General features: G+C 71.2%; 18 protein-coding genes. 9 read left to right on the top strand and 9 right to left on the bottom strand.

Annotated features, from left to right (window positions below; genetic code table 11):
- Nucleotides 1-68: 68 nt before the first annotated feature.
- Nucleotides 69-1,679 carry an MFS transporter gene (locus VF289_RS10385; RefSeq protein WP_330883754.1) on the bottom strand — a complete coding sequence of 537 codons (1,611 nt, stop codon included), beginning with the start codon at nucleotides 1,677-1,679 and terminating at the stop codon, nucleotides 69-71.
- A gap of 491 nt (nucleotides 1,680-2,170) precedes the next feature.
- On the opposite strand from VF289_RS10385, the gene iolD reads away from it, so the two are divergent.
- From iolD to VF289_RS10425, 8 genes are all read left to right on the top strand, one after another.
- Nucleotides 2,171-4,153, top strand: coding sequence for a 3D-(3,5/4)-trihydroxycyclohexane-1,2-dione acylhydrolase (decyclizing) (gene iolD / locus VF289_RS10390; RefSeq protein ID WP_330883825.1), 1,983 nt, complete (start codon nucleotides 2,171-2,173; stop codon nucleotides 4,151-4,153).
- A 58-nt stretch (nucleotides 4,154-4,211) separates the two neighbouring features.
- Nucleotides 4,212-5,711 carry a CoA-acylating methylmalonate-semialdehyde dehydrogenase gene (locus VF289_RS10395; RefSeq protein ID WP_330883756.1) on the top strand — a complete coding sequence of 500 codons (1,500 nt, stop codon included), beginning with the start codon at nucleotides 4,212-4,214 and terminating at the stop codon, nucleotides 5,709-5,711.
- A gap of 258 nt (nucleotides 5,712-5,969) precedes the next feature.
- The gene (locus VF289_RS10400) at nucleotides 5,970-6,917 is read left to right on the top strand and encodes a TIM barrel protein (protein ID WP_330883758.1); all 948 of its coding nucleotides are present in this window, start codon (nucleotides 5,970-5,972) and stop codon (nucleotides 6,915-6,917) included.
- 10 nt (nucleotides 6,918-6,927) lie between these two features.
- The gene (locus VF289_RS10405; protein WP_330883760.1) at nucleotides 6,928-7,797 is read left to right on the top strand and encodes a sugar phosphate isomerase/epimerase; all 870 of its coding nucleotides are present in this window, start codon (nucleotides 6,928-6,930) and stop codon (nucleotides 7,795-7,797) included.
- Between the two features lie 64 nt (nucleotides 7,798-7,861).
- Nucleotides 7,862-9,037 (top strand): Gfo/Idh/MocA family oxidoreductase, encoded by a 1,176-nt coding sequence (locus tag VF289_RS10410; protein ID WP_330883762.1) that lies wholly within the window; start codon nucleotides 7,862-7,864, stop codon nucleotides 9,035-9,037.
- 193 nt (nucleotides 9,038-9,230) lie between these two features.
- The gene (locus VF289_RS10415; RefSeq protein ID WP_330883764.1) at nucleotides 9,231-10,193 is read left to right on the top strand and encodes a hypothetical protein; all 963 of its coding nucleotides are present in this window, start codon (nucleotides 9,231-9,233) and stop codon (nucleotides 10,191-10,193) included.
- Nucleotides 10,194-10,239: 46 nt separating this feature from the next.
- Complete coding sequence (locus tag VF289_RS10420; protein ID WP_330883766.1) at nucleotides 10,240-11,463, top strand: toxic anion resistance protein; 1,224 nt, start codon at nucleotides 10,240-10,242, stop codon at nucleotides 11,461-11,463.
- Nucleotides 11,463-12,155 carry a FadR/GntR family transcriptional regulator gene (locus VF289_RS10425; RefSeq protein ID WP_330883767.1) on the top strand — a complete coding sequence of 231 codons (693 nt, stop codon included), beginning with the start codon at nucleotides 11,463-11,465 and terminating at the stop codon, nucleotides 12,153-12,155. The genes VF289_RS10420 and VF289_RS10425 overlap by 1 nt, the downstream gene beginning before the upstream one ends.
- A 7-nt stretch (nucleotides 12,156-12,162) precedes the next feature.
- On the opposite strand, the gene VF289_RS10430 is transcribed toward VF289_RS10425, so the two are convergent.
- From VF289_RS10430 to VF289_RS10450, 5 genes are read right to left on the bottom strand one after another with little or no spacing between them, the layout of a single operon-like run.
- Nucleotides 12,163-13,071 carry an amidohydrolase family protein gene (locus tag VF289_RS10430; RefSeq protein ID WP_330883769.1) on the bottom strand — a complete coding sequence of 303 codons (909 nt, stop codon included), beginning with the start codon at nucleotides 13,069-13,071 and terminating at the stop codon, nucleotides 12,163-12,165.
- Complete coding sequence (locus VF289_RS10435) at nucleotides 13,061-14,101, bottom strand: aldo/keto reductase (protein ID WP_330883771.1); 1,041 nt, start codon at nucleotides 14,099-14,101, stop codon at nucleotides 13,061-13,063. Before VF289_RS10435 ends, VF289_RS10430 begins: the two co-directional genes overlap by 11 nt.
- The gene (locus VF289_RS10440; protein WP_330883773.1) at nucleotides 14,098-14,433 is read right to left on the bottom strand and encodes an L-rhamnose mutarotase; all 336 of its coding nucleotides are present in this window, start codon (nucleotides 14,431-14,433) and stop codon (nucleotides 14,098-14,100) included. The genes VF289_RS10435 and VF289_RS10440 overlap by 4 nt, the downstream gene beginning before the upstream one ends.
- Before the next feature lie 12 nt (nucleotides 14,434-14,445).
- Nucleotides 14,446-15,771: an enolase C-terminal domain-like protein gene (locus tag VF289_RS10445; RefSeq protein ID WP_330883775.1), complete on the bottom strand. Its 1,326-nt coding sequence runs from the start codon at nucleotides 15,769-15,771 to the stop codon at nucleotides 14,446-14,448.
- On the bottom strand, nucleotides 15,768-16,643 hold the full coding sequence (locus VF289_RS10450; RefSeq protein WP_330883777.1) for a fumarylacetoacetate hydrolase family protein: 876 nt from the start codon (nucleotides 16,641-16,643) through the stop codon (nucleotides 15,768-15,770). The genes VF289_RS10445 and VF289_RS10450 overlap by 4 nt, the downstream gene beginning before the upstream one ends.
- Before the next feature lie 224 nt (nucleotides 16,644-16,867).
- Here VF289_RS10450 and VF289_RS10455 point away from each other — a divergent pair, with 224 nt between their 5' ends.
- Nucleotides 16,868-17,647: an SDR family oxidoreductase gene (locus VF289_RS10455; protein ID WP_330883779.1), complete on the top strand. Its 780-nt coding sequence runs from the start codon at nucleotides 16,868-16,870 to the stop codon at nucleotides 17,645-17,647.
- A gap of 169 nt (nucleotides 17,648-17,816) precedes the next feature.
- On the opposite strand, the gene VF289_RS10460 is transcribed toward VF289_RS10455, so the two are convergent.
- From VF289_RS10460 to VF289_RS10470, 3 genes are all read right to left on the bottom strand, one after another.
- A complete protein-coding gene (locus VF289_RS10460) occupies nucleotides 17,817-18,128 on the bottom strand; it encodes a hypothetical protein (protein ID WP_330883781.1) in 312 nt (103 codons plus the stop codon).
- 113 nt (nucleotides 18,129-18,241) lie between these two features.
- Entirely contained in the window at nucleotides 18,242-19,141 is a 900-nt protein-coding gene (locus tag VF289_RS10465) for an NAD(P)-dependent oxidoreductase (protein WP_330883783.1), read from the bottom strand.
- A gap of 36 nt (nucleotides 19,142-19,177) precedes the next feature.
- Nucleotides 19,178-20,533, bottom strand: coding sequence for a four-carbon acid sugar kinase family protein (locus VF289_RS10470; RefSeq protein ID WP_330883785.1), 1,356 nt, complete (start codon nucleotides 20,531-20,533; stop codon nucleotides 19,178-19,180).
- Between the last annotated feature and the right edge of the window lie 5 nt (nucleotides 20,534-20,538).

Below are 20,538 nucleotides of genomic sequence, written 5' to 3' on the forward strand. Positions count from 1 at the left end.
CGGGGCCGACCCTGCGACGGGGCGGGCGGATCGTGCGACGAGCGTGGCGAGCAGCGTCGGCCAGGGGATCAGCGCAGGCGGATCACGCCGCCGGCCTCGCGGAACTCCCATTCGATGCGTTCGAGGGTGAACTTCTTGGTCTCCGGGATCCGCACGAAGTACCAGATCACGGCGAAGATGTTGATGGCGGCGTAGATCCCGTAGGTGAGCACCGGGCCGAGCCCGGACATCATCAGCGGGAACGTGAAGGTGACGACCATGTTGGCGATCCACAGGATCATCACGGCGAAGCCGTTGGCGGCGCCACGGATCGCATTGGGGAAGATCTCCGAGAGCATCACCCACATCACCGGGCCGGGGCCCGCCTGCATGCCGAGCATGAACAGCACGATCACGACCACCACGAGGTACGGCACGAAGCCGGGGATGTCCTCGGAGACGGCGCCGGAGGCATCGATATAGGGGTTGATCCCGAGCAGGAAGATCGCGGTCATCGCGATCAGGGAGAGGGTGAGGATCGTCTGGCCCACCAGCAGCACCTGGCGTCGGCCGAAGCGGCGCAGCGCGAGCAGGCCGAGGGTCGAGCCGATCACCGAGGCGAGGCCCGTGAAGACGTTGAGGATGATCGAGGCCTGCGCGTCGAAGCCGGCCGCCATCAGCACCCGCGGGGCGTAGTACATCATCGTGTTCACGCCGGTGAGCTGCTGGAGGATCGCGAAGATGCCGCCGAAGATGATGATCGAGCGCAGCCACGGGACCTTGATCGCGTGGCCCAGGCTGAGCTTCTCGCGCTTCTCCTCCTGCCGCTGGTTGTCCGCCATCTCGGCGACCTCGACGACGACGTCGTGCTTGCCCTCGACACGGATCCGTTTGAGCGAGCCGATCGCCGCGGCGAGCTCGCCGCGGCGCACGTGCCAGCGGGCGGACTCGGGCATCATGCGGATCCCGATCCACAGCGCGATCGCGGGCAGGGAGCAGATCGCCAGCATCCAGCGCCAGGCATGGCCGTTGCCGTCGGCGACGGTGACGCCGCCGATCGCGGCGAGGGTGTCCCAGCCGACGCTCTCGCCGGCCTGGTACGTGCCGGAGGGGTCGCTCGCGACCTCGGCGGTCGGGCCGCCCTGGATCGAGGCGATGATCGCGTTCATGACGAAGGCGGCGAACTGGCCGGTGACGATCATCAGCTGGTCGACGGCCACCAGCATGCCGCGCTGCTCCTTGGGAGCGGATTCGGAGAGGTAGACGGGCACCGTGGTGGAGGCGCCGCCCACGGCCAGGCCCAGCACGAAGCGGGCGAGGTACATGACGGTGAGGTTCGGTGCCAGCGCACAGCCCACGGCGCCGACGAAGAACACCCCGGCCAGCAGCAGGATGTTGTGGCGGCGGCCGTAGAGGTCGGACATCCGGCCGCCGACGACGGCGCCGACGGCGCAGCCCAGCAGCAGGATGCCGCCGATCAGCCCCTCCTCGAGGGAGGTCAGCTCGAGGCCTCCGGCGGCCTCGGGCATGAGCATGTAGGGCAGGGCGCCGGAGATGACGCCGGTGTCGTAGCCGAACAGGAAGCCGCCGAGGCAGGCGACGACGGCGAGCAGGCCGATGGAGCGCTTGGGGCCGGAGGCGGGTGTCGAGCGCACCAGTTCTCGTATCCGGGCGGTCTCCGCTGTGGGGGTGGAGCTCATGTTCCCTCCTTGGAACCTGAGTCCGACGCCGGGGCGTCGGTGCGCGGTGCCGGCGGCGATGCGATGCCGTGCCGGTTCCTGCGCGGTGGGTGGGCCGTTCCCGGTGCCACGGCGACCGGACACTTTGTCAGGCCTAAGCTTGCCGGGAATCATGAATTGTTCGGTCTTATAGGCCGAGTCATGCGGACTTGGCGGCAAGCTAGCACACGATCTTCATGCCAGGGAAGAGGTGGTCGACCCGCGGAGCCTGGAGAATCCCCTGCACCCAGGGCGGAGGCGCGAGAATCTCTTGTCAGGACAATGTCTTGACATGGCCTCGTCGGAGGTCCATGCTGGTGCCTGACGAACTCACCGTCGAGTGGACCGCGTCCGACGGTGCCACCCATGTCCCGCCCTGCGCGGCGGGCCTGCACAACGGAGGCAGCATGAGCGAGAACTCCCCGACCGCCACCGGGAGCGCGCGTCCCGCCGGGAGCACCCACCCCGCGGGGATGCCCCGCCCCGTCGGCACCGTCCGCCTGACCGTCGCCCAGGCACTGGTGCGGTTCCTGACCGTCCAGTACGCCGAGCGCGACGGCCTCCGCGAGCGCTTCATCCCCGGCACCTTCGGGATCTTCGGCCACGGCAACGTCGCCGGGCTCGGCCAGGCGCTGCTCCAGAACGCTCAGGATCCGGCCGACGGGGAAGCGGCGATGCCGTTCCACATGGCGCGCAACGAGCAGAACATGGTGCACACGGCCGTCGCCTACGCCCGGACGAAGAACCGCCTGCAGACCTTCGCCTGCACCGCCTCGATCGGCCCCGGCTCCACGAACATGCTCACCGGCGCGGCGCTGGCCACCATCGACCGCATCCCCGTGCTGATCCTGCCCAGCGACATCTTCGCCACCCGCACCGTCGACCCGGTGCTGCAGCAGCTCGAGGACGAGACCGGCGGGGACGTCTCCGTCAACGACGCCTTCCGCCCCGTCTCGCGCTACTTCGACCGCATCTCACGGCCCGAGCAGCTGATCCCCGCCGCGCTCCAGGCCATGCGCGTGCTCACCGACCCGGCCGAGACCGGCGCGGTGACCCTCTCCCTGCCGCAGGACGTGCAGGCCGAGGCCTTCGACTGGCCGCTGGAGTTCTTCCGCGAGCGCACCTGGCACGTGGCCCGCCCGGTGCCCGAGCCCGCCGCGCTCGAGCGCGCGGCCGAGGTGATCCGCTCCGCGAGGAGGCCGGTGCTGATCGCCGGCGGCGGCACGATCTACTCCGAGGCGAGCGAGGCGCTGGCGGCCTTCGCCGATGCCACCTCCATCCCGGTGCTCGACACCCAGGCCGGCAAGGGCGCGCTCAGCGCCGACCATCCGCTGTGCATCGGCGGCGTCGGCTCCACCGGCAACAACGCCGCCAACGAGCTCGCCGCCGAGGCCGACGTCGTGATCGGCGTGGGCACCCGCTACACGGACTTCACCACCGCCTCCCACACCGCCTTCCAGAACCCCGATGTGCGGTTCGTGAACCTCAACGTCAAGGCGTTCGACGCCGCCAAGCACTCCGCGACCATGGTCGTCACCGATGCCCGCGCCGGGCTCGACGCCCTGCGCGGGGCACTCGCGGGCACTGACGCACACGGGCCCGACGCGACCGGGACCGGCGCCGCCGAAGAGTCGGCCGCACCCGACACCGCCCCGTCGGCCGCCGACTATCGAGCACCCGCCGCGCATGCCGAGCGCGCCCGCGCCCTGCGCGCCGAGTGGGAGCGGCTGATCGAGCCCTGCTTCGCCCCGCACGACCAGGAGCTGCCCGCCCAGACCGAGATCTTCGGAGCGCTCAACGAGATGATGGGCGATGAGGACATCGTCATCAACGCCGCCGGGTCCATGCCCGGTGACCTGCAGGCGCTGTGGAAGGCACGCTCGCCGCTGCAGTACCACCTGGAGTACGGCTACTCGTGCATGGGCTACGAGCTGCCGGCCTCGCTCGGCGCGAAGATGGCCGCCCCCGACTCGGAGGTGGTCGCGATCATCGGCGACGGCACCTTCCAGATGGCTCCGCAGGAGATCGCCACGATCGTCTCGGAGCGCGTGAAGGTCATCCTGGTGATCCTCCAGAACCACGGCTGGTCCTCCATCGGCTCGCTGTCCGAGTCGCACGGCAGCCAGCGCTTCGGCACCAAGTACCGCATGCGCGACGAGAAGTCGGGACTGCTCGACGGCGCTCTGGTGCCGCTGGACATCCCGGCCAACATCCGCTCCTACGGCGTCGAGGTCCAGGAGGTCTCCGACACCGAATCCTTCCGCGAGGCGTACCGCCGCGCCGAGGCCTCGAGCGAGGCCACCGCGATCGTGGTCAACACGAACCTGTACGGGCCGCACCCGCCCGGCAACGGCTGGTGGGACGTGCCGGTCTCGGAGGTCTCGACCCTCGAGTCCACCCGGACCGCCCGCGGCGTCTACGAGGACAAGCAGTCCCCGCAGCGCCACTACCTCTGACACCCCGGCCCGAGACGTCGGCCGCCCCCACATCACCCGCTCACCCGAGGAGAGACCCATGGGATACGAGATCACGCACTGGATCGACGGCCGCGAGGAGGCCGGGACCACCGGCAGCACGCAGCCGATCATGAACCCTGCCACCGGTGCGGAGGTCGGCACCCTGCATCTGGGGGACGCCTCGACCGTCGACCGGGCGGTGCAGGTCGCCGCGGCCGCGCAGAAGGAGTGGGGCAGGACGTCGCTGGCCAAGCGCACCCAGATCCTCTACCGCATGCGTGAGCTGATGATCGAGCACACCGACGAGATCGCCCAGGTCATCTCCCGCGAGCACGGCAAGACGATCGGTGACGCGAAGGGCGAGATCGCTCGCGGCCTGGAGACTCTGGAGTTCGCGACCTCGATCACCCAGGACCTCAAGGGCGGGTTCTCCGCGAACGTCTCCACCGGGGTCGACGCGCACACCCTGCGCCAGCCCCTCGGTGTGGTCGCCGGGATCACCCCGTTCAACTTCCCGGCCATGGTGCCGTTCTGGATGCACCCGGTCGCGATCGCGACCGGCAACGCGTTCATCCTCAAGCCCTCCGAGCGGGACCCCTCGGCCTCGAACATCGTCGCCCGCCTCTACCAGGAGGCCGGACTGCCCACGGGTGTGTTCCAGGTGGTCCACGGCGGGAAGACCGTGGTCGATGCGCTGTCCACGCACGATGGCGTCTCCGCGGTGTCGTTCGTGGGCTCCACCCCGATCGCCCGGCATGTCCACGCCACCGCGTCCGCGGCCGGGAAGCGGGTCCAGGCCCTCGGCGGGGCGAACAACCACGCCGTGATCATGCCGGATGCGAACATCGAGTTCGCCGCCGGTCAGGTCGCCTCCGGCGCGTTCGGCTCCGCGGGTGAGCGCTGCATGGCCGTGCCGGTCGCGGTCACCGTGGGTGATGCGCATGACGCGTTCGTCGCCGCGATCACCGCCGAGGCGAAGAAGCTGGTGGTGGGCCCGGGTGATGACCCGGCGACCGATATGCCGCCGGTGATCACCCCGGATGCCCGCGAGCGCGTGATCCGCATGACCGATGAGGCCGAGCAGGCCGGCGCCACGATCGTGGTCGACGGTCGCGGCCTGGTCGTCGAGGGCCACGAGAACGGCAACTTCGTGGGCCCGACGGTCATCACGGACCTTCCCGCCGACCACCCCACCTACACCGACGAGGTGTTCGGGCCGGTGCTGGTGGTGATGCACGTGAACAACTTCGACGAGGCGATCGCCCTGGTGAACTCCTCCCCCTTCGGCAACGGCACCGCGATCTTCACCGACTCCGGCCACTACGCCCGCCGCTTCGAGGACGAGATCCAGGTGGGGATGATCGGCATCAACGTCCCGATCCCCACCCCCGTGGGCTACTACTCCTTCGGCGGCTGGAACGACTCCCTGTTCGGCGAGCACCACGCCCACGGACCCGAGGGCGTCAGCTTCTACACCCGCCAGAAGGCCGTCACCACCCGCTGGCCCTCCCAGAACGAGACCGTCGACGCCTCGATGAGCTTCCCGACCCACGACTGACCCCGGCGCTGCACGCGGCACCTCGCGTAGAAATGCTTCGATCTGAACCAGTTTCGGCTCCGAAGTGGCTCAGATCGAAGCAATCCCCGAGGTCGGGCCGAGGCCGACGCCACACCCACCGCCGCCACCTCCGCCACCGCCGCCGCCACACCCGCCGCCCGCCACCAGCCACCAGCCACCAGCCACCAGCCACCAGCCACCAGCCACCAGCCACACACCAGCCCACCAGGCATCCCGCACGTCGAAGGAGAAGCCCGCATGACCACTGCTCCCGAGCGCCTCGACACGTCCCGCAATCCCGAGGCCCCGTTCGACAAGCTCACGATCGGGGTGTGCCCCGACCAGTGGGGCGTGTGGTTCCCCGAGGACGAGAAGCAGATCCCCTGGCGCACCGCGCTCGGCGAGATGGCCGAGGCCGGCTTCTCCGTCATGGAGACCGGGCCGTGGGGCTACTTCCCGAAGGACGCGAAGCAGCTGCGATCCGTCATGGACGAGCACGGCTTCCGGGTCGTCGCCGGCACCGGCTGGGGGATCCTGCACAAGGAGGAGGCCTGGGCGGAGACCGAGCGGACCTTCCGCACGATCGCCGAGACCCATGCGGCCGTGGGCGCGGAGTACATGGTGCACCTGCCGCCGATGTACCGCGACGAGAAGACCTGGCAGTTCACCGACGACCGGGAGCTGACCGGCGAGGCGTGGAAGCGGTACGTCACCAACGCCAACGAGCTGGGTCGCATCATGAAGCAGGACTACGGGCTCACGATGGTGCTGCACCCCCACGGCGACTCCCACATCGAGACCCCGGAGGAGATCGCCCGCGTGTTCGAGGCGACCGACCCGGAGCTGGTGAGCTTCTGCCTGGACACCGGGCACATCGTCTACGGCGGCGGCGACCCGATCTCGATGATCGACGAGTACCCCGAGCGCATCGGATACGTGCACATCAAGGCCTTCGACCCGGACAGAACCCGCGAGGCGCATGAGAAGGACTGGCCCTTCGGCGAGGCGGTCGCCAAGGGCGCCTCGGTGTGCCCGCCGAAGGGCCTGCCGGACATGCGGGACCTGGTCGCGAAGCTCGCGACGCTCGACAAGGAGCTGTACGTGATCTGCGAGCAGGACCTCTACCCCTGCGAGCCGGGGCTCCCGCTGCCCAACGCGATCGCCACCCGCGAGTTCCTGGCCGAATGCGGCCTCGGCATCAAGTGAGGAGCCCGAGATGGTGAAGATCCTGCTGGACCCGTCGATGTACCACCCGCACCTCTCGGTCGCGGGCGAGCTGCGCAAGGCTGCTGAGCTGGGCTTCGAGTACCTCGAGCTCTCACCGCGCGCCGACTTCCACGAGTGGCACCACCACCCCAAGGTGGACCGTCACCAGATCGCCGAGGTGAAGGCCGCGATGGCCGAGACCGGCGTGAAGATCTGGACCCTGAACCCGGTGTTCGACTGGGCCTCCCCCGACGAGCAGGAGCGCCAGGCGCAGGTGCGCAACTGGCGACGGCTGCTGGAGATCGCCGACGCCCTCGAGGTGCCGCTGATCGCCACCGAGTTCTCCGGGGACCCCCGCCGCGCCCGCCAGAGCGAGGCGCAGTTCTACCGGTCGATGGAGGAGCTGATCCCCGTCTTCGAGAGGTACGGGCTGGAGTGCACGATCGAGGCGCACCCCTACGACTTCGTCGAGGAGAACGACCGGGCGGTGCAGGTGATCCGCGGGGTGGACCGCGACTGGCTGAACTACGAGTTCTGCTTCCCGCACGCCTACCACCTGGGCCAGGGTGCCCGTGACCCGCGGGAGATGATGGATTACGCCGGGGACCGGCTGAAGCACCTGCACATCGCGGACGTCTTCGACCACACCGCGAACGTGGGCAACCGCTACATCATGAACCCGCCCGGGGTCGACGCCCGCATTCACCAGCACAACGAGATCGGCAACGGCGAGATCGACTGGGACTCCGCCTTCGCCTATCTGCGCGAGCGCGAGTACGACGGGCCCGTCTCCGTCTGCGTGTTCGGCTGGGAGGAGGAGGCCGACGCGATCAACGTGCGGATGCGCGAGCGGATCCAGAAGGAGCTCGGCGGCCGCTGAGCACCGGGCCGACGGGTGCTGCGCACCGGGGCCGACGACGAACACCCGACGAAGGAGCACGCGCATGCGAGAGATCGGCATCGGCCTGGTGAGCCTGGGCTGGATGGGGCGCCTGCACGCCTCCTCCTACCAGCGACTCCCCTCCCGCTTCCCGGAGCTGGGGATCCGTCCCCGCCTCGTGGTCGCGGCGGACCCGGTCCCGGAGAACCAGCAGGCGGCCGTGGAGCAGTTCGGCTTCGAGAAGGCGGTGGCCGGCATCGAGGAGGTGCTCGCCGATCCCGAGGTCGAGGCAGTCTCGATCTGCTCGCCGAACTTCCTGCACCGCGACTTCGCCGTCGCCGCGGCCCGGGCCGGGAAGCCGTTCTGGATCGAGAAGCCGATGGGCGTCTCCGCGGCGCAGTCCCGCGAGATCCATGATGCGGCGGCCGCCGCGAACGGTGGCGTCGGGGTCGCGACCGCCGTCGGCTTCAACTACCGCCACGCGCCCGCCGTCGCCCACCTGCGCGAGCTGATCGCGAGCGGCCGGCTGGGCCGGATCACGAACGTGCGCTGCTGGCTGAACGCCGACTACGCCTCCTCCCCCGATGGCCCGCTGACCTGGCGCTACGACCGCGACAAGGGCGGCAGCGGCGTGATCGGGGATCTGCTCTCCCACGGCGCGGACCTCGTCCAGCACGTCACCGGGCAGCGTCTCACCGAGGTCACCGCCACCTCGGACATCTTCCTCCCCGACCGTCCGATCCCCACCAAGCTCGGGGTGGGCCACGGCGGCTTCGAGGTCGGCGACGAGCGCGGCCCGGTGCAGAACGAGGACTGGGTGGCCGCGCTCGCCACCCTCTCCGGCGGGGCGCACGCGACCCTGGAATCCTCCCGCGTGGCGCGCGGCCACCGCAGCGACTACGCCCTGGAGGTGTTCGGCACCGAGGGCTCGGCGCGCTGGTCCTTCACCCGCATGAACGAGTTCGAGGTGATGATCGGCGAGGGCGGCACCGAGCACGGCTACACCACAGTGCTGGCCGCCCCCGGCCACGGCGACTACGCCCGCTTCCAGCCCGGCCCGGGCATCCCCATGAGCTTCGACGATCTCAAGACCATCGAGGCCGCCTCGTTCCTCTCCGACGTCACGCGCGGCACGCACCTCGCGCCGAATGCGGCCGACGGGCTCTCCGCGGCGGAGATCTGCGAGGCCGTGGTGCGCTCGGCGGCCTCGCGGCGCTGGGAGTCCGTGCCGCAGGGGTGAGTGCGCAGTTGTCCGTCCGAGCTGCCGTTACCGCACTGAGCACACGCCCGAGAAACCCTCGGCCGATGTCCAGCGCTGCGCGATAACCTGTTCGCACGCCCTGACGGGGCGCCTGCACGAGAGCGGGAACGTCCGTGGACCGCTCCCGCCGCACCGTGCCCCGTCACCCTCTCGGGCAGGACAGCGGGGACCAATGAGCGCAGAGCACGATCCGTCGGCCCAGCAGCCGACCAGCGGGACCAACCGGTTCCCGGATCCCTTCGCGCCCGCTTCTCCCCCGTCCGGCGCCCAGGGCACGCCGCCGCGGAGCGCCTCAGCATCCTCCCCGCAGACAGCCCCCGGCGACGTCGACCTGCCGTGGAAGGCGACCGCCGAGCGCCGCGACCTGTGGGGACCGATCGAGAAGCCCCTCGAGGGGAAGGTCCACTCCCCCACCTCCCGTGCCGTCGGCCACCCCCGCCGCTCTCCGCTGGTGCGCTTCGGGGCGCCGGTGCTGCTGGGCGGGCTCGCCGCGGTCCTCACCCTCGCCGTCGGGCTCGGCACCGGGCTCCTCGGCCCCCTGCTCGCGCTCGGCGCCGCGGCGGGCGTGGGCGTGGTGACCCTCGGCGGCAGCGGTGCGCTGCTCAACACCCCGCGCCGCGACTCCGCGGAGCGCCCGGTGCTGGATGCGTCGGTGCCGGACAGCACCCGGGAGGTGCTCGAGAAGATCCTGGCCGCCGATGAGCGCACCCGCGGACGGGTCGCGCAGCTGCGCTCGCAGGCCAGCAGCGCGCCGTCGGCCGCGCTGGTGCTCACCGACGTGGACGCCCTGCTCACCCGGATCGACGCGCTCGTGGGCACCGAGCAGCTGCAGTCCCTGCGCCCCTCGGCCTCCGAGGTGATGATGCTCGAGGGGATCGCCTGCCGCTATGTGCCCGAGCTGCTGGATGCGGCGAGCGACACCATCGGCTTCCTGCAGACCTTCGCCGGCTCCGCCCGGCAGGAGGCGCTGGCGAGCCTCGAGAGCGTCGACCAGCAGCTGAACGTGCTGGCCGAGGGGGTGGAGCAGATCGAGGCCGACATCGTCGGCGGGGTCTCCCGGTCCCTCGAGGTGCACGCCGAGTTCCTGCGCACCCGCTTCGCCGACCAGCACCTGAACCCCATCATCGACGTCTGACCGCCACCCCGAACACTCCCACCTGACAATCGCCCAGGAGGCACTGATGACCACGCTCGAGCCGCCCACACCCGCCCAGGAGATCACTCCCGCCGAGCCCGTCGAGTCGGTCGAGGACGACCAGGCCGGCGCGATGCTGCCGGACGTCCCCGCCGAGCAGCAGGCCGAGCTCGAACAGAGGGCCGACGCCTGGGTCGAGCAGGTCGCGCAGCTGAACCCTCACTCCCAGGAGTACACCGCGCAGGTCAACGCGCTCGGCGCGGTCGCGCGGCGCACCTTCGAGCGCACCAGCCAGACCTCCTCCCGCTTCATGCAGCAGTCGCTGCGGGAGTCGAAGGAGAAGGGCAACGCCCAGGAGTCGGTCGCGAAGTCGCTCTCCGAGCTGCGCACCACCATGGAGGATCTCGCCCCGAAGGAGGAGACCTTCGCGGACAAGGCGCTGGGCTGGCTGCCCGGCCGCAACATGGCCAAGCGGTACTTCCGCGGCTTCGAGACCAACCAGGATCAGCTCGACCAGGTGCTCGGCGCGCTCGGCCGCGGTCAGGAGATGCTGCAGAAGGACAACGCCGAGCTGGCCGTGGAGCGCCGCGCGCTGTGGGACGACCTCGCCGCGCTGAAGAAGGCCTCCTACCTGCTGAGCCTGCTGGACGACCGCGCCGTGCGCCGGGCGGAGCAGACCCGCGCCGAGGGGAAGGCCGCCGAGGCCGACGCCCTCGAGCGGGACGTGCTGTTCGCCGTGCGCCAGCGCCGCCAGGACGTGGCCACCCAGATCGCGGTCACCGTGCAGGCCTACCTGTCGATGGGCCTCATCGAGGACAACAACACCAAGCTCCAGCAGGGTGTGGAGCGGGCACGGACCACCACCGTCACCGCCCTGCGCACCGCGGTGATCACCGCCCAGGCGCTCGAGAACCAGAAGATCGTGCTGGACCAGATCGACGCGGTCAACCGCACCACCGACAACCTCATCTCCCGCACCTCGCAGATGCTCGCGGACAACTCCCTGAAGATCCAGGAGCAGGCCGCGACCAGCGGGGTCTCCGAGGAGACGCTGCAGAAGGCCTTCGACAACCTGTTCACCACGATGGACGGGATCGATGCCTTCCGCACCCAGGCCAACCAGAACTTCCTCACCACGGTGACGAACCTGGAGCGCCAGGTGGAGCGCTCGCAGCCCTACCTCGAGCGGATGCAGAAGGAGCAGCCGGAGCACGAGCAGATCGAGCAGGCCAGCGCGATGGACCTGCTGGAGATCGAGGACGAGCGCTGATGGCCTCCGCCGTCACCGATCGGGCGATCAGCGCAATCAAGCAGATGGTGGTCGACGGGACGCTGAAGCCCGGGGATCGCCTGCCCACCGAGAGCGAGCTGTCCGAGCGGATCGGCGTCTCTCGCAACTCCCTGCGCGAGGCGGTCAAGGCGCTGTCGGTGATCCGTGTGCTCGACGTGCGTCAGGGCGACGGCACCTACGTCACCGCGCTCGAGCCCGAGCAGCTGCTGGAGTCCCTCGCCTTCGTGCTGGACCTCCACCAGGACTCCAGCTATGTGGAGATCATCGAGCTGCGCCGCCTGCTCGAGCCGACCGCGGTCGAGCAGGCCTGCGCGCACCTGACCGATCGGGACTTCGCGCAGCTCGAGCAGACCATGGCCGATCTCGACGACAGCTCCACCATCGAGGAGCTGGTCGAGGCGGACATCGCCTTCCATCACCTGATCAACGACCGCTGCCCCAACGACTACCTCTCCTCGCTGCTGGACAGCCTCGCGAGCTCCACCTCCCGGGCGCGGGTGTGGCGCGGGCTGACCGACGACTCCGCCGTGGAGCGCACGCTCTCCGAGCACCGTCGGATCCTCGATGCGCTCAAGGCCCGCCGGCCGGACCTCGCCCGCACCTATGCGGCCGCGCACGTCGCGGGCGTCGAGTCGTGGCTGATCCAGCAGGGTGACGTGTCGATCCCGTGAGCGGGTCTCAGCCCGCCTGCTCCGCGGCGTCCGTCAGCCCCGCCCCGTCCGTCAGCTCCGCCTCGCACGGCCGACGGTAGATCCGCGCCGCGGTCCCGTGGGTGACGGCTCGGACGTCGGCCGCGGACCAGGTGCGCACGTGGGCGAGCAGGGGCGCGAAGCCGCTGCCGAGATCCCGGTGCGTCGGCGCGATCGGCCAGTCCGAGCCGACCATCAGCCGCTCCGCGCCGAAGAGCGTCAGTGCGAGGTCCGCGGCGGCGGCGAAGTCCCCGTTCCCGCTGGTGGAGAGGCCGGAGACCTTCGCGACCAGGTTGGGGCGGGCGGCGATCTCCTCGAGCTGCTCCTGCCAGCGCGCCATCGCCTCGGCGTCGCCCAGCGGCGGCTTGCCGAGATGGTCGAGCACCACGGTGAGGCCGGGGTGCCGGCGAGCCACGCGCACCACCTGCGCCATATGGCGCTCGAAGGCGTCGGGCACATCGAGCGGAAACCCCGCCTCGGCGAGCAGGTCCAGCGACTCCGCCACCTCGGGACGGTCCAGGAAGCCGGGATCGGGCTCGTCGTGGACCAGGTGGCGGACGCCGACGAGGTGGTCGGTGCGCTGCGGGTCGGCGAGCGCGGCGCTCACCGCGGCAGGGTCCGCGAGCGGCAGCCAGCCCACGACATCGGCCCGAGGGATCGTGCCCTCGGCCTCGATCGCGCGGGCGGTGCGCTGCAGGTGAGCGGTGTCCGAGGCGGTGTCGTCGGCCTGGACCAGCACCACCCGGGTGACGCCGAGTGCGACGAGTTCCGCGCGCACATCCTCGATCGCGACCGTGCGGCGCAGCTCCGCATCGGCCCCGGCGAGCCAGGCATACGGGCTCTCGGCGAGGTCCCACAGGTGCAGGTGGGTGTCGGTGACCTGCTGCTCAGGCTCCATCGTCGCTCCCCACCGTCCGCTCCACGTCCTCCCAGGCGGCCTCGGGGATCTGCGCATCCATACGGTCTGCGTTGGAGCGGACCTGCGCCTCGGTGCGCATGCCCAGCACCACGGAGCGCACGGCCGGGTGGCGCAGCGGGAACTGCACGGCGAGATCGGGCAGCTGCGCGCCATGCCGCTCGGCGATGTCGGCGAGCTCGCGGGCGCGGGCGATGATCTCGGCGGGGGCCTGTGCGTACTCGTAGGTGGCCTCGTCGGGCACGCGGTGCTGGGCGAGCAGGCCCGAGTTGAACACCGAGACCGCGACGATGCCGACGTGGTGCTCGACGCAGGCCTCGAGCAGCTCGTCGGCGGCGTGCTGCTCGAGCAGGGTGTACCGGCCCGAGAGCATGACCAGGTCGATCAGTCCGGTGCGGACGGCGCGGGTGAGCACGTCCGCGTCCTTGGAGCCGACGCCGACCGCGCGGACGAGGCCCTCCTCCCGCATTCGGGCGAGGGCCGGCAGCCCTTCGGCGAAGGCCTGCTCCGTCGGCCCCTCCTCCGGGTCGTGCGCGAAGAGGATGTCCACCCGGTCCAGGCCCAGCCGATCGAGCGACTCCTGGTGGGAGCGGCGCACGCCGGCCTCGGAGTAGTCCCACTCGCGCACGTGGTCGTCCGGAACGGCGAACGCGTTCTCGAGGTCGTCCCCGGTGCCGGGCCCGGGCAGCAGCAGGCGTCCCACCTTGGTGGAGACCAGGTACTCCTGGCGCGGGAATGCGGCCAGTCGCTGCCCGAGGCGGCGTTCGCTGGTGCCGATCCCGTAATGGGGGGCGGTGTCGAAGTACCGGATCCCGGCGTCCCACGCCGCACGCACCGCGCCGTCGGCCTCCTCCTCGCTGGTGGCGCGGTAGAGGTTGCCGAGCTGGGCGGCGCCGAAGCCCAGTCGCGGGAGCTCCAGCGGCGCGGCGGCCGACGGGCTGGCGGCCCCTGCCGCCCGGGCAGCGGCCGACAGGGTGACGGATCCCGCGGCCGACGAGTCGTCGGCGCTCATGCGATGGCTCCGGGGGCCTGGCTCGGCAGGGACCACACCGGCCGGATCCCGGAGTCCTCACCGCCGTAGTCATCGACCACCTCGAGGAACTGGTTGATGTGCTCCTGCCAGCGACGGTTCACCGGATCCGTGGCGAGCTGCCGGCGCATGGCGGCATAGTCCTCGACCTCGACCAGATGGAAGATGTCGCGGCCGTCGCGCCAGATCCGCCAGGCATGCACTCCGGCGGCGCGCAGCGAGGCGTCGAGCTCGTCGGAGATCCGGGCGTGCTCACGGTCGTAGTCGGCCTCGTGCCCTTCGGCGATGCGGGTGTGCAGGGCGATGTGCTCCATGCCGGGATCCTCTCAGCCTGCGGCGGTCGGGGCGAGCGCCGCCTGCTCGTCCGCCCAGACCGGTCCGTCGGGGAACAGATGATCGGAGACCGAGGCGGCATGCATGCGGGCACCGCCGCCGGGCTCCTCGGGGGCCATGTAGGCGCCGTCCACGATCCGCACCGGGACCTCGAAGTGCTCGTGGAGGTGGTCGACGAACTCGATGCGTCGGCGGGAATCGGTCCCGGCGATGGCGACCGCGTCGAGGAAGGCGAGATGCTGGACCATCTCGCACAGGCCCACGCCCCCGGCGTGCGGGCACACGGGCACGTCGAACTTCTTGGCCAGCAGCAGGATGGCGAGGTTCTCGTTGACCCCGGCGACGCGGGTGGCGTCGGCCTGGAGCACGTCGATCGATCCTGCCTGCAGCAGCTGCTTGAACAGCACACGGCTGGCACCCTGCTCACCGGTGGCGATCCGGATCGGGGAGACCCCCCGACGGATCGCGGCGTGGGCGAGGATGTCGTCGGGGCTGGTGGGCTCCTCGACCCAGTAGGGGTCGTACGCAGCGAGGGAGCGGATCGCCTCGATCGCCTCGGCGGCGCCCCAGCGCTGGTTCGCGTCGATCGCGATCGGGAAGCCCTCGCCCAGCACCTCGCGGGCGATCCGCATCCGGCGCTCGTCGTCCGCGGCGTCGGCCCCGACCTTGAGCTTGACCATCTCGAAGCCCTCAGCGCGGGCCTCGCGCAGCAGGCGGGTGAGCTTCTCGTCGCTGTAGCCGAGCCAGCCGGGAGTGGTGGTGTAGGCGGGGACACCGCGTTCGCGCAGCGCGGCGATGCGCCGCTCCTTGCCCTCGGCGCCCCGGCGCAGGATCTCCAGCGCCTCCTCGCGGGTCAGGGCGTCCTCGAGGTAGCGCAGATCCACCAGATCCAGCAGCTCCTCGGGGCTGAGCGAGGCGAGGGTGAGCCACAGCGGGCGTCCCTCGCGCCGGGCGCGCAGATCCCACAGGGCGTTGACCACGGCGCCGATCGCCATGGTCATCACACCCTTGTCCGGGCCCAGCCAGCGCAGCTGCGAGTCGTGGGCGAGCTCCCGGTACATGCCGCCGAGGTCGGCGAGGACCGCCTCGACCTCCCGGCCCACCAGATGCGGGGCCAGGGCCGCGATCGCGGCGCTCTGGACGTCGTTGCCGCGCCCGATGGTGAACACCAGCGCGGTGCCCTCGTCCGGTGCATCGGTGCGCACGGTGAGGTACGCAGCGGAGTAGTCCGGATCCGTGTTCATCGCATCGGAGCCGTCGAGGTTGCGGCTGGTGGGGAAGCGGACGTCCTGGACGTCCAGGGCGGTGAAGGTGCTCATCGGGTCACTCTCTGCACAGCGGCCGGAGCCGGGACGAAGGTGGTGCGCTGCGTGCCGAGCTGCTCGATGCCGATCTCCACCACGTCCCCGGCACCGAGGTACGGGAAGCGGCCGGAGAGCGCGACGCCCTGCGGGGTGCCGGTGTTCACGAGGTCGCCCGGCGAGAGCACCATGAACTGCGAGAGGTGGTGGATGATCTGCGCGACCGTGAAGATCATGTCCGCGGTGGTGGAGTCCTGGCGCGGTTCGCCGTTCACGCTGGACCAGAGCCGCAGCGACTGCGGGTCGATCCGGTCGGCCGGGATCAGGGAGGGGCCCAGCGGGTTGAAGCCGCGAGCGTTCTTGCCCTTGGACCACTGGCCGCCGGACTCGGCGAGCTGGTAGTTCCGCTCGGAGACGTCGTGGCTGGTGACATAGCCGGCGATGACGTCGAGGGCGGCCTGCTCATCGGGGAGATAGGCGGCTTCGGCGCCGATCACGACGCCCAACTCCACTTCCCAGTCGACCTTCTCGGCGCCCGGCGGGATCTCGACGTCGTCGTGGGGGCCGACGACGGTGTTGGGGTGCTTGTGGAACAGGATCGGCACCTTGGGCGGCTCGGCCCCGGACTCCGCGGCGTGCGCGGCGTAGTTCTGGCCGATGCACAGCACGGCCTGCGGGCGCGCGATCGGGGGCCCGACGCGCTCGGCCTCGGCCCCCTCCCAGACGGTCAGGTCCCCGGCGAGGAGCGCCTCGCGGACCGCGGCTATGCCACCGCCGGCGAGGAAGTCCCCGTCGATGTCACCGGTCACCGGGGCGAGCCGATAGGTCACCCCTTCGGAGACGACAGCCGGCTCCTCCTGGCCCACCGGGCCGAGACGTCGCAGTTCCACAGGCACTCCGTTCGAGATCGGGCAACGGTACTGATAGCCGAGGGACGCCCATGTTCCATCGACTCCGACCTATCATCCCATGTATGGAGCAGATACTGGCACAGGGAGCGGGGGGAAAGGGCGTGGACGGCTCGGCAGAAGGTGTCGCATGCACGTGCAGGCACCGTCAAGAGCTAGGATGATTAGGCAGAGTTGCCGCCCCCGATGCTTCCAAGGAGCCCGCCGTGCCCTCCACCTCTCCCTCCGAGAACGCACCCGCCCGGGAGTTCTCCGGCCTTCGCGCTCTGGTCACCGGTGGCGCCTCCGGTATCGGCGCCGCCACCGCGATCGCCCTGCTGGAGCGCGGTGCGCAGGTCGCCGTGCTCGATCTGACGCCCGAGAGGGCGCCCTCGGGCACGCTCCCGCTGCACTGCGACGTCGCGGACCCGGCGAGCGTCCAGGAGGCCGTGGCCACGGCGGCCGAGCAGCTCGGCGGGGTGGACGTGGTGATCAACAATGCCGGGATCGGCGCACAGGGGGACGTCGCTGCGAACGACGACGCGGAATGGGCGCGGGCGTTCGACGTGAACGTCACCTCGGTGGCGCGCGTGGTCCGCGCCGCGCTCCCCCACCTGCGACGCTCCGCGCATGCCGCGATCGTCAACACCGCCTCGATCGCCTCGGCCGTGGGCCTGCCGCAGCGGGTGCTCTACTCCGCCACCAAGGGCGCGGTGCAGTCGATGACCCTCGCGATGGCCGCGGATCTGATCGGCGAGGGGATCCGCGTCAACGCGGTGCTGCCCGGCACCGCGGACACCCCCTGGGTGGGGCGGCTGCTGGAGGCGGCCGATGACCCCGTCGCCGAGCGTGCGGCGCTCGAGGCCCGCCAGCCCCACGGCCGGCTGGTCGCGCCCGAGGAGGTCGCCGAAGCGCACTGCTACCTCGCCTCCCCCCGCAATCGATCGACCGTGGGCGTGCTGCTGTCGATCGACGGCGGTGTCACCGGGGTGCGCACGCGCAGCTGACGGGCCCGCAGGAGGCCGACGCCAGCCCCCGAAGCTCATTCCCAGGGCGAGCCCCATACCGATGCACCGGAGCTTCCTCTCCTCCAGGGTCTCGGGCGTGGGAGGCCCGGGGGCACCGTCGTCGTGGTCCTGCGCCATCTCGCCCTCCTCCGTCCGTGGAGCCCTGTTCTTACTCGGCGCCGGCGCCCTCCGCACGGCGCATGTCGCCGGCTTCCTCCGCACGGCGCACGATCTCCCGGTCGATCGCGTCTGCCCGACGCGTTCCGATCGCGGCCCCGAGCGCAACCCCCGCGCCGAGCCCGATCCCCGTTCCGACGGCGAAGTCCCCTGGAAGCGCCTGCCCGATCAGGTGGCCGACCGCGCCGCAGAACACCGCGCCCAGGATGATCCACAGGGTGAGGATCCCGCCTCGGCTCGCAGGCTCTGCCGAGCGCTGCTCGATCTCCTCGCGGCGCTCCTGGTGATGATTCGACGTCGTCATACCTCGCTCCTCAGGTCTGAGACCTCCATGCGACCAGAGTCAGCCGTGACGGGACACCGACTTTCGTCGAGCCTGGCCGTGAGGGCGAGAGCCGTCGAACCGCGCGCGGCCCGTCAGTCGGCCGCGCCGCGCAGCACCTCGTAGACGATCGAGTCGTCGCGACGGTCCCAGCCGAGCTCGCTGCCACGCTGGTACAGCTCCTGGGCCGACGCTGCGAGCGGCACCTCCTGGCCCACCTCCGCCGCGGCCTCGGCGACCAGCCCCATGTCCTTCACGAAGATGGTCAGTGCGGAGCGGACATCGTCGAAGGCGCCGTCGACCATGCGCTGGCCGCGGTCGCCGAACATGAAGGAGGCCGCCGCGCCGGTGCCGAGGACCTCGTGGACCTGCGTCAGGTCCAGGCCCATCGAGTCGGCGAGCGCGAGCGCCTCTCCGGCGGCGGCGATGTGCACCCCGCACAGCAGCTGGTTGACGATCTTGAAGCGCTGGCCGTCGCCGGGCGTCGCTCCCACCACGGGGGCGTTCGCGGCGAGGGCGTCCAGCAGCGGCCGCACGGCGGCGACGTCGGACTCGGCGCCGCCGACCATCACCAGCAGGTCGCCGGTCGCGGCGCGGACGGCGCCGCCGGAGACGGGGGCGTCGACCACGTGGGAGGTGATGCCCTCGAGCGTCGTGAGGGTCTGCTCGATCGCGGCGGGACCGACGGTCGACATGATCAGCAGCGTCGTCGTCTCGGTGAGGACCTCCGCGATGCCGTCCTCGCCGACGAGGACGGAGTCCAGCTGGGCGGGGGTCGCGACCATGACGACCACGACATCGGCACCCCGGGCCGCTTCGCGGGCCGAGGCGGCAGGGGTGGCGACGTCGGCCACGGCCTCGCGGGCGGCGGGGTTCAGGTCGAAGGCGGTGATGCGGAATCCGCCCGCGGCGGCGGTGCGGGCCATCGGGGTGCCGATGGCACCGAGCCCGATCCAGGCGACGGCAGTGTCAGCAGCAGCGGCAGCGATGGTCATGGGGACTCCTCAGCGAACAGCGATGGGACGGGCGGGTCAGCGGGCCGTGACGGCGGCGGTGAGGGTGTCGACCACGTCGGCGAGGGCCTGCGCCCCACCCACGTTGCCGGGGAAGACGACGTAGGGCATGCCGAGCACCTCCTCGGGGGCCTCCTCGGCGGCGAACAGGGAGACCTGCCCGGCCCAGAACTGGCCCTCGACCCGGGCGCGGCGGATCCCGAGGCCGTGCGCGGCGACCTCGTGGGAGGTGATGCCGCCCTTGGCGACCACCCAGGCGGGCCGGGCGGTGCGCACCCGCTGGACGATCTCGACCACCGCGTCCGAGACGCTGCGGGCGATCGCGAGGGACTCGGCCGGGTCCTCGGTGCGCACCAGGTCACGGCTGGTGTAGAGCACGCAGTCGCTGCGGGTCAGGCTCTCGCGCACCGTCTCCGCGAGCTCGCCGAGGTGCTGCTCGCGGCGCTCGTCCAGGACGGCGGGGACGTCGATCTCGATCTCGGTGAGGGTGCCGCGCTCCTGCACGGCGCGCAGCTGGGTGGTGGTGAGGCCCACGTGGGAGCCGACGACGACCAGGCCGTGCTCCAGCCGCCCCGCGGGGATGGTGATCGCGCCCGCATCGACCACCCGGGCACCGGACTGGCCGGTCAGCGGCCGCACGAAGGACGGTGCGCAGCGGGAGACGAAGGTGCGGCCCTCGGCCTCGAGCGACGCCATCGCCGCGGCGACGACCTCCATGTCGGAGTACTCGGTGGCGTTGACGACCACCCAGGCCCGCTCGCGAGCCCCGGCGAGGATCTCGCGCACCCGCTCCGGGCCGCCGGTGCGGATGTCCTCGAGCGAGATGCTGAGCACGCTCGCCGCGTCGATCGCGCCGCCGGAGCGCTCGGCGAGGAACTCGCGCAGGTTCGAGCGGCTGAACCCGAAGGTCGCATCACGGGCGAAGTCGGTCTCGGCGACCTCGACCGCCTGCCCGTCGACCGTGGCGTAGTGGATGTCGCCCTCGGTGAAGCGGCCGGCCTCGATCATCGCCGGGCACAGCACGAAGGCGTCGACCTCGACCCCGTGGGCGGCGAGCTCGTCGGCGATCGCGAGGGGTTCGGCGATCACATGGCCACGCAGGGTGGAATCCGAGCGGGACACCACATGCAGCCCGCGCGCGGGGATCCCGCCCTCGAGCACTCCCCCGACGATCCGGCGGTTCATCGCTGTCGCCGCCGTCTCGTCCAGGGCCCGGGTGTTGGTCAGCACGAAGCAGGCGGAGCCGGGCTCGGCGAGCACCTGGACCGGGATCGCCGGGTCCTGGTCGAAGGCGACATCGATGCCGGCCACGCACTGCGAGCCGGTGGGGTCGTCGTCGAGGATCAGCAGGCGGCGGGCGGCGGCGACGGTCACAGGGG

Origin of the sequence: Brachybacterium sp. (genome assembly GCF_036379615.1) — a bacterium.
Lineage (GTDB): Bacteria > Actinomycetota > Actinomycetes > Actinomycetales > Dermabacteraceae > Brachybacterium.